This window comes from Stenotrophomonas sp. STEN033 (assembly GCF_056856655.1).
Genome location: NZ_JBXFWM010000019.1, coordinates 55,842 through 69,669, shown reverse-complemented (window position 1 = coordinate 69,669; position 13,828 = coordinate 55,842). Strand labels below are relative to the sequence as shown.

Below are 13,828 nucleotides of genomic sequence, written 5' to 3'. Positions count from 1 at the left end.
CGCTGCTTGGGCAGACAGTGCTCGATGGTGGCGAATTGCTCGGGTGTGATCTCCATGCCAGAGATTGTCCCGCGCAGTCGCAGAAATCGCCATTAGTGTTAACACGCCCTAACTCCAGGAGCTTCACGATGCACCATCTTCATTCCCACCGCGCCCGGCAGCAACGTGCCACCACCATCGCCATCACGCCATCGGTCACCCGCTGGCACCCCGCGGCGCGAGCCGCTGGTTGGACACTGCTGGCCATGACGCTGACCGTCTTCGTGGTGTTCAGGCTCGGCTGACCACCGCCATCCACCGCTCTCCATGGCCCCTTAAGGAGGACCAAGCCAATGAACCACCCAGTTTTCCGGCACTACCCCCGCAACAGCCCTCAGGCCGCCGGGCGCATCCTGGCCACCGCCTTGCTGGCCAACGGCGACATCAAGGATGTCGAATGGCAGCGACTGGCCGACACGCAGGCCTTCGAACGGCTCGATCTGCATGGCCTGCAATGGCATGTCGTTCTGGACGAGTTGTGCCAGGACCTGATGACCGGTGTTCGCCCGGGGCGGGATATCCTGATCGACGGTCCGACGCTCGCCGCCTGGCTGGACGAGATCGATAACGTCGCGTTGCAGGCGCTGGTGATCAAGCTTTGCGCTCAAGTCATCGAGGCCGACGGCGAGGTGCACCCGGGCGAGTCGATGTTGTTGCGCGCGGCACTTGAGCGGTGGGTGCTGCCGATGGAAGACCAGGAGTGTGTCGAACCACTGGTCTACGGCCTCGACTTTCAGGTGGTGCCGCGCCCTGGCATCTCGATGCCGGGCTAACGTTCGATCAAGCATCAGGCGATTCCCCTTCCCCCATTCTCCATTCCCGAGGCCGGCCGCGCTGCAGCGCTGTCGGCCTTGTTGTTTGTCGAGCTGACCAACAAAGGTATAATTCCCGCAACAGCTTGTCTGCTGTGCGAAGAGAGAACAACATGAAATATGTCTACTTGGCCCTGCTGCTCGCCATGACGGCTGTCGTTTTTCTCTTCAAGTTCCAGAACCTCGACACTGTGACCGTGCAGTTCCTGTCTGCGAGCTTGACGCTACCGCTGTCGTTGCTGCTGCTGGCGGTGTACGTGCTGGGCATGCTGACGGGAGGCACGCTCCTGTCCATGGTTCGCAGCTGGGTGCGCGGCGCCACCTCGAAACCTCCCTTGAGCAACTGAGCCATGGCGACTTTGCGGCAATGACTTTTCTTCTGTTCGCGGGGGGGCTCCTGGCCTTGGTTGCCGGCGCCTTCATCCTCGTGCGCGGTGCGTCGCTCCTGGCATTGCGCCTGGGTCTGTCGCCGCTGGTGGTGGGTCTCACGGTGGTGGCTTTTGGCACCAGTGCACCGGAGATGGCCGTGACAACCGGCGCAGTGCTGGCCGGGCAGGGCGGGCTGGCGGTGGGCAACGCCGTGGGCAGCAACATCTTCAACGTGCTGTTCGTCCTGGGCCTGGCCGCGCTCATCACGCCGCTGGCGGTGCACCGGCAAGTCATCCGCCAGGAGGCGCCGATCATGATCGGCGGCGCCGTGTTGCTCATCGTCCTGGGCCTGGACGGATCGTTGGGGCTGTTCGACGGATCGCTGCTGCTCGGCCTGCTGATGGCCTACACCGCGTTCCTGGTCCGGCAGTCGCGCGCGGAGCCGGCCGCGACCGGTCCCGACGAGTACGCCGACACACTGCAGCCGGCCAAGGCGGGGCGGTGGGACGCCCGGCTGCCGGCACAGCTCGGTCTGATCGTCGCCGGGCTGGTGCTGCTCGTGCTGGGATCGGATTGGCTGGTGCAGGCGGCAGTCATCTTCGCGCGTGCACTCGGTCTGTCGGAGGTGATCATCGGCCTGACCATCGTCGCCTCGGGCACTTCGCTGCCGGAGGTGGCGGCATCGGTAGTGGCCAGCCTCAAGGGCGAACGCGACATCGCCGTGGGCAACGTGGTGGGCAGTTGCGTGTTCAACCTCTTTGGCGTCGTTGGCCTGGGGGCCGTCGTGGCGGCTGTGGGCACCGGTGCCGCGCTGCCGCTGCCGCCGGACGTGGCCCGGTTTGATCTGTGGGTCATGCTCGCCGCACTGGTGGCTTGCCTGCCGGTCTTCCTGACCGGTCGCGAGATCGCCCGTTGGGAGGGCGGCCTGTTCCTGGGCTACTACGTCGCGTATGTGGCCTACCTGGTGCTGGCGGCGCAGCGCCATGACGGCGTCCAGGCCTTCGGCGACGCGATGCTGGGGTTCGTGGTGCCGCTGACCATCGTCACGCTGGGCGTGACGATGTTGCGGCGGGCGGGGCGCTGAGCGTGGGCACGCCGCTTCTGAGCTCGGCGGCCGATGGCGGCATGGGGCTGGCCTCTCGTGCCGCCTTCACGGCGCTGCCTCTGGCCGCGCTGGGCGTCGTGGTGGGCATGTTGTTGTGGCTGCAGCTGCCGACGGGTGGTGCGCTCGAGTGGATACCGGCGCTGGGCATCTCGCTGGCCTGGCGCATCGACGGCCTGGCGGTGCTGATGCTGCTGATGATCACGGCTGTGGGCAGCGCGGTATTCGTCTACGCCGGCGGCTACTTCGCAAGCCACCCGGGGCAACGGCGGCTGTTCGTGCAGCTCACGCTGTTCATGGTGGCGATGATCGGCTGCGTCACTGCTGACAATCTGTTCACGCTCTTCCTGTTCTGGGAAGCCACCAGCGTGCTGTCCTTCCTGCTCGTCGGCTTCCACCATGAACGCGCGGTCAGCCGCAAGGCGGCGCAGCAGGCGCTGCTGGTGACAGGCACCGGCGGCCTGGCGCTGCTGGCGGGCTTGATCCTGATCGGGCAGGTGATGGGCACCAGCACCATCAGCGTGATCGTCGAACGCCTGCCGGCCACCGCGCCCACCCCGCTGCTGACGGCGGGTGTCCTGTTGGTGATCGTGGGCGCCTTCACCAAGAGCGCGCAGTTCCCGTTCCACTTCTGGCTTCCCAACGCGATGGCCGCGCCAACACCGGTGTCGGCCTACCTGCATTCGGCCACGATGGTGAAGCTGGGTGTGTACCTGCTGGCGCGGCTGGACGCCGGCCTCGACGACTGGCTGCTGTGGCAGGTGCTGCTGCAGGGCGCGGGTTCGATCACCGCCGCCTGGGGCATGATGCTGGCGCTGCGCGAGCGCGACCTCAAGCGCATCCTGGCCTGGTCGACGGTGGCCACGCTGGGCACCTTGGTGGCGCTGGTGGGCATGCCAGGCGAAGGTGCTGCGGTGGCTGTGGGCGCGCTGCTGCTGGCGCATGCGCTGTACAAGGCGCCGCTGTTCTTCGTCGCTGGCAATGTCGATCATGGCACCGGCACCCGCATCATCGACCGACTGGGCAACCTGCGCCACGCCATGCCGTGGACCGCGGCGGCGGCGGCGCTGGCCGGCATGTCGATGGCCGGCATCCCCTTGTCGTTCGGCTTCGTGGTGAAGGACCTGATCGGCGACGCCAAGGCGGCCGACAACGTGCTGGCTTTCGCGCCGCTGGCCAACACGGTGTTCTCGGCCATCGCGGTGGCCGTGGCCGGTGTCGCCGCCGTGCGCGTGTTCTGGCACCGCGCGCCCGAGCCCGCGCTCACCGGCGTGCATGAGGCCGGTCCCGCGCTGGTGCTGCCGCCCATGGTGCTGGCCGCCTTCGGCGTCGCGCTGGGGCTGTTCCCGGCCTGGGCCCAGCCGATGGTAGAAGCTGCGGGGGTGGCCATGACCGCCGGCGACGACCCTGTGCTGGCGCCGCTGGCGCGGGCACTGCTGGCAGAGTCGCTGACCTTTGCCACCACGCTGGCGCTGGGTGCGATCGTCTATCTGCTGTGGGACGTGCTGCACCGCATGGTGGATGCGGTTGCCCCGCGGCTAGCCACCTTCGGCCTTGCCAGGCTCTACGAACGTTCCCTGGACTGGATTCCGCGTCTCGCTGCGTTCAGTACGCGGGCGTTGCAGCACGGACGCTCGCCAGGTTACATGGCCGTGGCGGCGGCCGCGGCGGTGCTGGCCATCGGGCTCCCGCTGGTGGCAGCCGCGCCCACGCTGGCCTGGCCGGCCTGGTCTGCGCCGCCATTGGGCGTGGCCGGTGCCGTGCTACTGATCGCTGTCGGCGCCATGGCGGCCGCCACGCTGAAGGACCGCCTGGTGCTGCTGCTGGGTGCCGGTCTCGTGGGCTACGGCAGCGCAGTGCTGTTTCTCTTTGCGGGGGCGCCGGACGTCGCCTTCACACAGGTGGTCGTTGAGACGGTGTTCGTCATCGTCGTTGCGGCGGTGCTGTTGGCGTTGAAACGCCAAGGCAAGGCCATGAGCGTGCCCGAGCCGGTCTGGCGCCCGATGGCGCTCGTGCTGTCGCTGGCCTTCGCCACCGTGCTGACCGCGCTGCTGCTGGCCGCCGTGGCGCTGCCCTTCGACGACACGCTGTCGCGCTGGTTCGGCGAGCACAGTGTGCCGGCCGCGCAGGGCCGCAACGTGGTAAACGTGATCCTGGTCGACTTCCGAGCGCTGGACACGCTGGGCGAGATCACGGTCGTGATGCTGTCGCTGCTGGCGGCGGTGCCGCTGCTGCGTGCTGTGCGCACCCGGCGCGACACGGAGGCCGGACGATGAACCGCCGGCTGGTCATCCTGGAGGTAGTGGCTAAGCCCCTGTACGTGGTGATCCTGGCCGCGTCGCTGGTGGTCCTGCTGCGCGGCCACAACGAGCCCGGCGGCGGCTTCATCGGCGGCCTGCTGGCGGTGACCGCCAGCGTGCTGTGGGCCGTCGCGCACGGACCCGATGCCGCCACGCAGCGCCTGCCGCTGCGCTCGCCGGTGCGGCTTGCGGCGCTGGGCGTGCTGGTCGGCGCGCTGTCGGGCCTGCCGGCCTGGCTGATGGGCAAGGCCTACCTTACGCACCTGTGGGCCGGTGTGCCGCTGGGCTTCACGACGCTGCCGGTGTCCACGGTGCTGGTGTTTGATCTCGGCGTCTACCTGTGCGTGTGGGGTGCGCTGGGGGGTTATGCCATCGCACTGCTCGACAGCGACGAGGCGGAGGAGGGCGCGCAATGATCTGGGCCGTCGCCTTCGCGCTCTGGATCACGTTGACCGCAGGGCTGTACCTGGCGCTGTCGCGCGACGTGCTGCGCTGCGTGGTGGGCCTGGCGCTGCTGGGCAGCGCGGTGAACCTGCTGCTGCTGGCCGCGGGCCGCCTGGGGTCGGCGCAGCCGGCGGTGATCGAGGCGGGCGGCCGGGTGCTGCAGGAGGCGGCCAACCCGCTGCCGCAGGCGCTGGTGCTGACCGCCATCGTGATCGGGTTCGCGCTGATGTGCTTTGCGCTCGTGCTGGTCATGCAGTTGGTGCGGCGCGTCGGCACCGACGATGCGCTGGCGCTGCGGCTGGTGGAGCCCGAGCCGGCGGACCCCGTGAAGCCGCCGCTGGCCTTCGATGCCGTCCATGCCGACGACGATGCGCGGCCGCAGAGGGCCGACACGTGAGCATCGTCGCCACCGCACCCGTGCTCGTGCCGCTGGCCACCGCGGGCCTGACGGCGCTGTTCTCGGGCCGGTCCCGCACGCAGCAGGCCATCAGCTTCGTCGGCGTCCTGGGCTTCCTGGGGGCGGCGGTGACGCTGCTGGCGCAGGTCAGCGCCAGCGGCCCGGTCGGCGTCAGCTTCGGCGATTGGCCCGCGCCCTACGGCATTCAGTTCCGCTTCGACGGCCTGTCCACCGCCTTGCTGCTGTTGACGGCGCTGATGGGCCTGGTCACGCTGATCTTCCTGGGCAGCGACGCCGACCCCGGTCCGCGCCACCGGCTGCTGCTGCCGCTGCTGCACGGCACGCTGGCCGGCGTGGCCGGTGCCTTCAGCACCGCCGACCTGTTCAACCTCTATGTCTGGTTCGAGGTGATGCTGATCTGCGCCCTGGGCCTGATCGCGCTGGGCGGCCGGCGCGACCAGCTCGATGCCGCCTTCAAGTACCTGGGCCTGAACCTGTTCGGCACGCTCCTGCTGCTGGCCGCCATCGGGCTGCTCTATGCCGCCACAGGGCAGCTCAACTACGGCGGGCTGGCACTGGCGGCGCGCCAGCTCGACCCGGCCCTGCTGCACACGTTGCTGGCGGCGCTGACGGTGGGGCTGCTGCTGAAGGCCGGGGCTTTTCCGCTGTATGCCTGGCTGCCGGCGTCCTACCCCACGCTGCCCGCGCCGGTGCTGGCCCTGTTCGCCGCGCTGCTGGGCAAGGTGGCGGCCTACGCCGTGCTGCGCATGCTGGGCGACGTGTTCATGCCCGAAGGTGCGGCGCTGTACGAGGTGCTGGGCTGGGTGGCGGTGGCCACCATGGTGGCTGGTGTGCTGGGCGCGGCGCACCACTGGGACATGCGGCGCATCCTGGCCTTCCACAGCGTCAGCCAGATCGGTTACGTGCTGCTGGCGGTGGCACTGGGCGGCCCGGCCGGCCATGCCGCGGCGCTGTTCTACACGCTGCACCACAGCCTGGTGAAGGCCAGTCTGTACCTGACCGCCGGCATGGTGGCCAGCGTGGCCGGCAGCTACGACCTGCGGCGCATCGGTGGCCTGGCCGCCGCACGGCCGATGCTGGCGCTGCTGTTCGCGGTGATGGCCTTGTCGCTGGTAGGCATTCCGCCGCTGTCGGGCTTCTGGGCCAAGCTGCTGGTGCTGCAGGAGGCCTTTGCACAGGGGCGCTACACGTGGGCCGCGCTGGCCCTGCTGGTGAGCGTGCTGACGCTCTACTCGATGATGAAGATCTGGACCGAGGCCTTCTGGAAGCCCCATCCCTTGGCCGATGCGGAAGGTGTATGGCCAGCGCGGCGCGTGGCGCTCGCACCGGCCTGGGCGGCGACGGTCAGCCTGGCGGCCGTGACGCTTGCGATCGGATTTGCACCCCAGACACTGATCGAGTTCGCGCAGGCCGCGGCCGCGACGCTGGGCCGGAAATGAACCGCAGGAGCCGCCACATGAATTGCCGTGCCGCATGAACAAGCTCACCGCCGCCGTCCTTTTGCCACTGCGCTTTGGCTGGGCGATGCTCGCCTCGGGCGTGCAAACGGTTGCCGCGATCGTTCGGCGCGGCCTGGCTATCGGCACGGCGCCTGCGGCGACCTTCGTGCGCATCGGCTTCGCGCCGATGAGTCCACAGGGCGCTGCGCTGCTGGTCTGCATGATCTCGCTGACGCCGGGGACGACGGTGATCGACATCGACCTGGTGCGCCGGGAGATGGTGCTGCACATGCTCGACGCGAACAACGCGGCGGCTGAGGTCGACGCCATCCGGCGCGACTTCGAGCCGCCGCTGCTGGCCTGGTTTGGAGAGTCGGCATGAACGGGCTGCTGAACGCGGCCTCGGTGGGCTGGGCCACAGCCGTGCTCACCTTGCTGGCGCTGTGCGCGACCCTGATCGCCACCGTGCGCATCGTGCGCGGGCCTCGGCATGCGGATCGCGTGGTGGCCCTCGACATCTTCCTGGCGGCCGCCGTGGCGCTGTGCGTTGCGGCCTCGCTGGCCACCCGCCGCACCGTGTTCCTCGACGTGGCCATCGGCCTTGCGCTGGTCGGCTTCGTGGGGACGGTGGGGTGGGCACGCTTGATCGAGCGGTCGGCGCCGTCCGATACGCAGGAGGAGCGGCGATGATGACGACCCTGGGCGGGCTGCTGCTTGCTGCTGGCGCGGTGTTGCTGGTGATCGCAGCCTGGGGCGTGATCGTGTTGCCCGATGCACTGGCCCGCCAGCACGCGGCGACGAAGGCGGGCACGTTGGCGCTGACGCTCGTGTGCGTGGGCGCCTTGCTCGTGGCCCAGGACACGGCCTGGACCTGGCGGCTGCTGCTGATCCTGGGTTTTCTGCTGGCGACCTTGCCGGTGGCTTCTCACCTGCTGGCACGGGCTGCAGTGCGCGAAGGGGGTCTGGCTCAAGCGGTCGACGCGGCGGAGTTCGTCTCCAACACGGACTGGGACGGAACGCCTGACTGAAACAGGTGTTCCGTCAGCGCCTGATTGAACTCAGCCAAGAGCGTTGAATTGCTGCCGTTCAAATCAAGCTGCCAGTTATTCTGAACAACGAGCATGCATACACCGAAGTCGCGGGGGTTTCGGTGACGAGACTGACGAACTGGTTGTCGGTATAGAAGTCCCCGGCAATATGGGGTCTGGTGCAGGCGGCTACGAGGGAAACCTTGGTCGAGCGCATGGCTGGCGCCACCTGTACGTACTGTGCTTTGGCCCGCTGGGTCGAGGTGTATTCATTGCTTTCGTTTGTAGCTTGTTCTTTGACATCGGTGGTTCTCGCAGAACTTGATGTTGTTTGGTGCGAGAGATTGGCGTTCGCGTCTCGGCGTACCTCCGTCGGGCTCTGCGGGCTGCGCCCCGCGCCCCTGCGGGTCGCAGCCATTCGGCTCCGATCTCTGACGCACTCCGGCCGTCGGTGGGCCCCCGGCCTGCGCGCTGCGCTTGCCTGTTTCGTGCCTGCTTGTGTGGTGGGGCTGGCTTGCTGATCCCTTCATCCTTGCACACCGTTCTCGCTGTCAAGGTCTGCGCGTCCTGTGGTCGCTGGCGGCCGTTCGGCCGTCTTCGAACCTGTGACCGCTGCGCTGCGGCGTGCCGTTTCCGGTCTCGGGCAATCCCGCCCGATCACCGGAGTTGGTCATGGACGACAAATCACACGTTTCGCTGGAGCAGCAGCTTTGTCTGGTGTGCGGCACTGCTTTTGATACCGGCAACATCTTGCTCGACCGGCGCCTGCGCGCGAGCATGAAGCACCACACGACGACGGGCTGGGGGCTGTGTCCCAAGCACCAGCGCCTGTTTTCGGAGGGCTTCGTGGCCTTGGTCGAATGCGATCCGCAGCGCAGCGGAACGCCGTCGGGTTCGGGCCTGATGAAGCCTGATCAGGCGTACCGCACCGGGCGGCTGGCGCATTTGAAGCGGGATGCCTTCGCCCGGGTGTTCAACGTTCCGGTCGCGGCCGAGCAGCCGTGTGTCTTTGTCGAGCTTGGCGTGATCGAACAACTGCAGGCGATGGTGCCTGCGACAGATTGACGCTGCGTTGAGGCCTTGTGGCGCCGCCCCGTACATCGCGGGAGCGGCGCTTTTCTGATGCTGTGCTGCGCTGTTGGGGTTGACCCTCAACCCAATGGGCCGACCCCTTTCTCTCCGGCAGTGCTGCGCGATTCGCACCCCCTGCGCGCCGGTTTCACCGGCTTGCCTGGCCTTTGCGGGCGCTCCCCCCGTCAAGGGCCGCTGCGGCGCCCGTGTCCTCGGCTGCGCCTGCGGGCCGCGCCAGCGCCTTCGCTTCCTCCCTTGACGGCGCACCCGCGCCGGCCCCAGCTGCTGCCCATGGCCGCGAAGGGCTTCGCGGCCCCTGCGGAGCCCAACACCCAAGGAGAGCGCCCATGCACAGCAACGACTGACTTCCCAACCTTTTCACTATGTCTTCCATTGTTTGAACAAGGTCCCCTTGTGGGACAGGAGATTTCACATGAACACCGTTACCGAGGGTTGGCCGTTAATTCGGGAAAAGTCCGACAATCTTCGGTAACCGATTGTCGCTGCAGCAATTTCGCCACCGCAGATCAGTGAGACGTTGTGTTCCTTCGCCGCGCCGCTGGCGCCCATTACTTCAGAGGAAGGTCTTGGGTCGCCTCTTCGGCTGCAGGCGGACGCACGCGACGCTTGCCGGTGCGCTCGACGGGCTCCGTCGCCGGCGTCAATGTCGCATCACGCTGAGCCCACGCGGCCTGCATGCCTTCAAACCGAGCCTGGGTTCGCTCGCGTTCGAGTTCGGAATCGCGTAGCTCTCGGCGCGTTTGCTCAAGTTGCGATCTCGCCTGGTCCAGGTGGGACTGCAGCACCTCTGCGTCTGTGATCGCCTTTGCCGTTCGCTGTTCGAGGGATGTCACTTGTGCCGGAAGCGGTCGCAAGGATTCCAGTTCTTCACGAGCTTTGCGGACCTCGCGTTCGGCCTCCGTCAACGCCTTCTGCTGGTGCGTGGTCTGTTCAAGCAGGCGGCCGTTATCACGATTGAGTCTCAGCAGCTCCGCGTTCTTGGCGGTGACCTGGTCCGCGGCCTGGCGGAGTTCGACCTGCAACGCCTGAAGGGCCTGTTCGTGCTGACGTTGCTCGCGTGCCCTTTGCTCCTGCGCCTGGGCCCGGAAGTGGTCAACGTCAGCGCCCACGACGAGCCGCGCAGCCCCGAGCAGAAGCGCCGTGCGATGAGCTGGGCGCAACGGCTCAAGCGGGTCTTTTCCATCGACATCACCACCTGCGCCCACTGCGGCGGCGCGGTACGGATCGTCGCCAGCATCGAAGAACCCACCGCCATCCGCGCCATCCTCGCCCACTTCGAGAAACACGGCGCGCTGGAGCAAGCGCACTACCGGCCCGCACCGCGCGCCCCGCCGCCGGCCGCGTGATGAGGTGCCGGCCACACAGCCGGCAGCCAAGCCAGAGTCCGATCCGATGCGGCCACGACCCCGCAGGGCTGCGCTCGGCCCTGTGCCGGGATTCGGTGAGAAATGGCTACGCACTGAGCCGCTGCGCGGCCCCGCGATGTCGAAAACCCACGCATGAACCCCCGATCTGTGCCCGATCTGTGCCCAAAGCGGCGCTTGCGCGGCCGCTTCCTACCCGCCAGACTCGCAAAAAAGGGCGGTTGAACTTCCTATACCCGCTTCCGCATCGCCGGCCGGCTGAACTACGCCGACACCGACGACCATCGCGACCGCCTGGCGAACGCGCGCTTCATCGAAGGCAACGCCGGCTTCGCCTGGCGGCCGTGGGATAGCGCGCGCTGGGAAATGTTCGGCCGCTACACCTACCTGTACGACCTCTCCAGCCTGGGCCAGCGCGAGCAGGACTACGACCAGAAAACCCAGGTGCTGTCGGTGGAAGGCGTCTACCGCCACGACCAGCATTGGGAAGTGGCCGGCAAGCTCGCCCGGCGCGAGGGCGAGGTGCGCTACGGACGCGGCAGCGGGCCGTGGTTCGACTCGGCCACCGACTTCGCCGCGCTACAGCTGCGCTACGAGGTGGTCTACGCCTGGCACGCGCTGGCCGAATACCGCTGGCTGGACGTGCAGGCCGGCGGCACGCGGCAGGGCTGGCTGGTCGGACTGGACCGCGACATCGGCAAGAACTTCCGCATCGGCGCCGGCTACAACTTCACCGAGTTCAGCGACGACCTGACCGACTTCGACTACGACCACGAGGGCTGGTTCCTCAACATGGTCGGGATGTACTGAGGGTGCCGGTCCACGCAAGACCGTCGACGTTCAGCCGTCCACGGTCTCCTCGCCGCCATCCTTGGACAGCTCTTCGGCCCGGCGCTCATCCAGGTGGCGCTGCAGGCGGGCCACGTCTTCGGGCGACCAGTCGTCGATGCCGGTGACTTCCAGCCAGGCGTTGATGTAGTGCGATGGCGCGTAGACGTGGCCGAAACCCATTGGTGCGCTCATCGACAGCGAAGTATCCATTGCCATCTGCATCATCGTCACGACCGGATACCAGCGCATCGCCGGGGATACGTCCGGCGGGCGCGGGGCATCGAGCAGTTCCGGTTCGCGGAAGAAGCCGTGACGGTCGAAGAACGTCACCGCGTCGCTGCCGTACTGCAGGTAGACCACGCGCATCGGGCCCCACGGCGTGCCGGGCGGGGTGGAGCTGCCGTCCTGGTTCATGAAGCGGACGAACGAGCCGTCCTGGAACTGCGGCAGCCACACCGGCGAACCGGGATTGCGCGAGCGGGTCAGCCCGGCCCACTTGCTGGCGGCGAACGGAGGTCCGCTCCAGACCGCGCCATCGAATGGTTCGCCGAGCAGCTCGAACATCTCGAACGAGCGTTCCGAATTGAGCGCGCCCAGGCTCAGGCCGTGCAGGTACAGCTTCGGCCGCCGCTCGGGCGGCAGCGTGCGCCAGTAGCCGTAGACCTCGCGGAACAGTGCGCGCGCGGTGACCCCGCCTGTGTCCGGATCCAGGAACAGCGTCAGCGGACTGGACAGGTACGAGTACTGCACCGCGACGCTGGCCACATCGCCGCGGTAGAGATATTCGATGCCGTCGATGCCGGACGGGTCGACCCAACCGGTGCCGGTCGGAGTGATGATGATCAGCGCCTTGCGCTCGAAGCCGCCGACGCGCTTGAGTTCTTCCAGCGCCAGCTGGGCGCGCTCTTCGGGCGTGTCGCCGGTGGGCAGGCCCGCGTACACGCGCAGCGGCGCCTTGGCGCCGGGACCGGCGTAGGCGGCGAGTTCGTCGGCGGTGGGGCGGGCATCGACGTAGCGCCGGCCCATGCGCCCGAGCTGGTTCCAGGCCACTAGCGACTGCGCGCTGCCGGGGCTGTCCCATTCGGTCGGCGGCGGCATGTCGGGCGGGATCAGTGCATCGGCCTGGCGATAGGAGGCGTCCAGGGTGTCCAGCAACGAGGACAGGATCACGCCGTTGACCAGGCCCACCAGCAGCAGCACGCCGGCGATCGCACCGACCACGTGCGCGATCCGTCGCGGCACCTTGCGGGTGACCAGGCGCATCACCGCCTTGATGATCATCAGCGCGATGCGGCCCAGCACGACCAGCAGCAGCGCCACGACCGCCGCACCCGCGAGTACGCCCAGGATGCGCGATGGACCGGCGGGAGCCAGGTGCATCAGTTCGCGGACGATGTTTTCCCAATGCTGGCTGCGCCAAAGCGCGAGCGCGGCGATGACCGCGCAGGCGACGACCGCGATACGGCGGCGACGCGGCTGTCCCGCCGGCCCGGGGAGCGGCAGCTCCAGGTATCCCCACAGCCAGCGCAGCAGCACGCCCAGGCCGTAGCCGGCGGCCAGGCACATGCCCGACAGCACCGCCTGCGCGACCGTGATCCGTGGCGTGAGGCTGGGCGTGAGCGAGGCGGCGAAGAACAACGTCCCCAGCACGAGCCCGGTATTGCCAAGGCGCGCCAGCAGCGAACGCCGGAGCCGGGTGAACCAGCCATCGGATGTAGTACCGGAAGCGAGTGCAGCGTCGTCGTCCTGTCGCATCAAGTATCCCCTGCGAGTGGTCCCCTTGGGCCAATATACCGGACACGGATAGGCGTTTTAACCGCATGAGGCCAAGTATCGCACCGCGGAAGCGCCATCAAGCCGGCTGAGACACTCGATTTTCCCGCCCAGGTGTCAGGTTCACCACCAGGGTTTGGCGTTCAGGAGAGTGATTTGCGGCGCTCGGCGTGTACCGGGCGCAGAGCCAGTTCGCGGCAAGTCAAAATCGCCGCTTTGTTCATTCACCAACTGATGCGCTGATCGACCTCAAAGTCCGGTGCCGGTTGCGCCGCTAGGTCCCAGTCTGCTGGCTCGGTTTGCGCCCCGTCATCCATCTGCGCATCACTACAGTCATCCCACAGCGGTGGCCCGCGCGCCGGGGAGATGCGGGGTGGCTCTGAATCTGCCCCGATGTGGTCCAGGATGTGCCGGATGTCAGCGCTGTGCGTAATGAACGCGATGATGCGCATATGCCCGCCACACAGCGGACACAAGAGGGGGAACACCTCGTAGATGCGGGCGATCAGCACCGCCCACAGGTAGTGCGCTGCACGCTTGGGCAGCACCGGCTCGCTCTGGGATGGCAGCGCGCTGCTCATCGGTACCACACCAGGCGCGCACTCCCCCGTGCTGATCGACGCGCCCAGCACGGGAGCGGCTTGCGCCGGTGTCGCCAGCGCCGTCACCGCAGCCCTGAGCGGCGAGTTGGGTGCCAACACGCCAAAATAGCGGTGCCGGTGGGTGCGTGGCGGGGGAACCAGCGCGGCAATGCGGTCGATCAGCTCCAGCGGTGTGAGGTGCAGCTCATAAAGGCCGATATGAACCGGCCGGGGCG

Annotated in this window: 15 protein-coding genes and 2 pseudogenes; 14 read left to right on the top strand and 3 right to left on the bottom strand. The window is 67.8% G+C overall.

All coding sequences use genetic code 11. The annotated features are described in order from the left end of the window. Positions 1 to 128: 128 nt before the first annotated feature. The 12 genes from AC1VXC_RS08960 to AC1VXC_RS08905 all read left to right on the top strand — a co-directional run bounded on the left by AC1VXC_RS08960 (position 129) and on the right by AC1VXC_RS08905 (position 9,016). A complete protein-coding gene (locus AC1VXC_RS08960) occupies positions 129 to 284 on the top strand; it encodes a hypothetical protein (protein WP_154583166.1) in 156 nt (51 codons plus the stop codon). Positions 285 to 332: 48 nt separating this feature from the next. Next, positions 333 to 812, top strand: coding sequence for a tellurite resistance TerB family protein (locus AC1VXC_RS08955; protein WP_047290285.1), 480 nt, complete (start codon positions 333 to 335; stop codon positions 810 to 812). 152 nt (positions 813 to 964) lie between these two features. Beyond that, entirely contained in the window at positions 965 to 1,198 is a 234-nt protein-coding gene (locus AC1VXC_RS08950; RefSeq protein WP_053506161.1) for a lipopolysaccharide assembly protein LapA domain-containing protein, read from the top strand. Positions 1,199 to 1,218: 20 nt separating this feature from the next. Beyond that, entirely contained in the window at positions 1,219 to 2,304 is a 1,086-nt protein-coding gene (locus AC1VXC_RS08945) for a calcium/sodium antiporter (protein WP_047290287.1), read from the top strand. A gap of 2 nt (positions 2,305 to 2,306) precedes the next feature. Next, a complete protein-coding gene (gene mbhE / locus AC1VXC_RS08940; protein ID WP_481539680.1) occupies positions 2,307 to 4,598 on the top strand; it encodes a hydrogen gas-evolving membrane-bound hydrogenase subunit E in 2,292 nt (763 codons plus the stop codon). Positions 4,599 to 4,624: 26 nt separating this feature from the next. Further along, on the top strand, positions 4,625 to 5,038 hold the full coding sequence (locus AC1VXC_RS08935) for an MnhB domain-containing protein (protein ID WP_279824023.1): 414 nt from the start codon (positions 4,625 to 4,627) through the stop codon (positions 5,036 to 5,038). Next, positions 5,035 to 5,463, top strand: a complete 429-nt coding sequence (locus AC1VXC_RS08930) for an NADH-quinone oxidoreductase subunit K (RefSeq protein ID WP_047290289.1) — start codon at positions 5,035 to 5,037, stop codon at positions 5,461 to 5,463. Before AC1VXC_RS08935 ends, AC1VXC_RS08930 begins: the two co-directional genes overlap by 4 nt. After that, on the top strand, positions 5,460 to 6,923 hold the full coding sequence (locus AC1VXC_RS08925) for a complex I subunit 5 family protein (RefSeq protein ID WP_047290290.1): 1,464 nt from the start codon (positions 5,460 to 5,462) through the stop codon (positions 6,921 to 6,923). Before AC1VXC_RS08930 ends, AC1VXC_RS08925 begins: the two co-directional genes overlap by 4 nt. Before the next feature lie 34 nt (positions 6,924 to 6,957). After that, complete coding sequence (locus AC1VXC_RS08920; protein ID WP_047290291.1) at positions 6,958 to 7,305, top strand: Na+/H+ antiporter subunit E; 348 nt, start codon at positions 6,958 to 6,960, stop codon at positions 7,303 to 7,305. Further along, positions 7,302 to 7,613, top strand: coding sequence for an MrpF/PhaF family protein (locus AC1VXC_RS08915; protein ID WP_047290292.1), 312 nt, complete (start codon positions 7,302 to 7,304; stop codon positions 7,611 to 7,613). Before AC1VXC_RS08920 ends, AC1VXC_RS08915 begins: the two co-directional genes overlap by 4 nt. After that, on the top strand, positions 7,610 to 7,951 hold the full coding sequence (locus AC1VXC_RS08910) for a cation:proton antiporter (protein ID WP_047290293.1): 342 nt from the start codon (positions 7,610 to 7,612) through the stop codon (positions 7,949 to 7,951). Before AC1VXC_RS08915 ends, AC1VXC_RS08910 begins: the two co-directional genes overlap by 4 nt. A 672-nt stretch (positions 7,952 to 8,623) precedes the next feature. Beyond that, entirely contained in the window at positions 8,624 to 9,016 is a 393-nt protein-coding gene (locus tag AC1VXC_RS08905; protein ID WP_047290294.1) for a hypothetical protein, read from the top strand. A 575-nt stretch (positions 9,017 to 9,591) separates the two neighbouring features. Here AC1VXC_RS08905 and AC1VXC_RS08900 read toward each other — a convergent pair. Next, entirely contained in the window at positions 9,592 to 10,065 is a 474-nt protein-coding gene (locus AC1VXC_RS08900; protein WP_127005324.1) for a hypothetical protein, read from the bottom strand. Positions 10,066 to 10,134: 69 nt separating this feature from the next. Here AC1VXC_RS08900 and AC1VXC_RS08895 point away from each other — a divergent pair. Both AC1VXC_RS08895 and AC1VXC_RS08890 read left to right on the top strand, forming a co-directional pair. After that, positions 10,135 to 10,389 (top strand): annotated as a pseudogene (locus AC1VXC_RS08895) (IS91 family transposase); the annotation flags it as partial. A gap of 384 nt (positions 10,390 to 10,773) precedes the next feature. Then, entirely contained in the window at positions 10,774 to 11,217 is a 444-nt protein-coding gene (locus AC1VXC_RS08890) for a hypothetical protein (protein WP_047290313.1), read from the top strand. 30 nt (positions 11,218 to 11,247) lie between these two features. On the opposite strand, the gene AC1VXC_RS08885 is transcribed toward AC1VXC_RS08890, so the two are convergent. Together AC1VXC_RS08885 and AC1VXC_RS08880 are read right to left on the bottom strand one after the other, a co-directional pair. Continuing rightward, positions 11,248 to 12,993, bottom strand: a complete 1,746-nt coding sequence (locus AC1VXC_RS08885) for an alpha/beta hydrolase (RefSeq protein WP_079862784.1) — start codon at positions 12,991 to 12,993, stop codon at positions 11,248 to 11,250. 242 nt (positions 12,994 to 13,235) lie between these two features. After that, positions 13,236 to 13,799, bottom strand: a pseudogene (locus AC1VXC_RS08880) (transposase); the annotation flags it as partial. Positions 13,800 to 13,828: the final 29 nt, after the last annotated feature.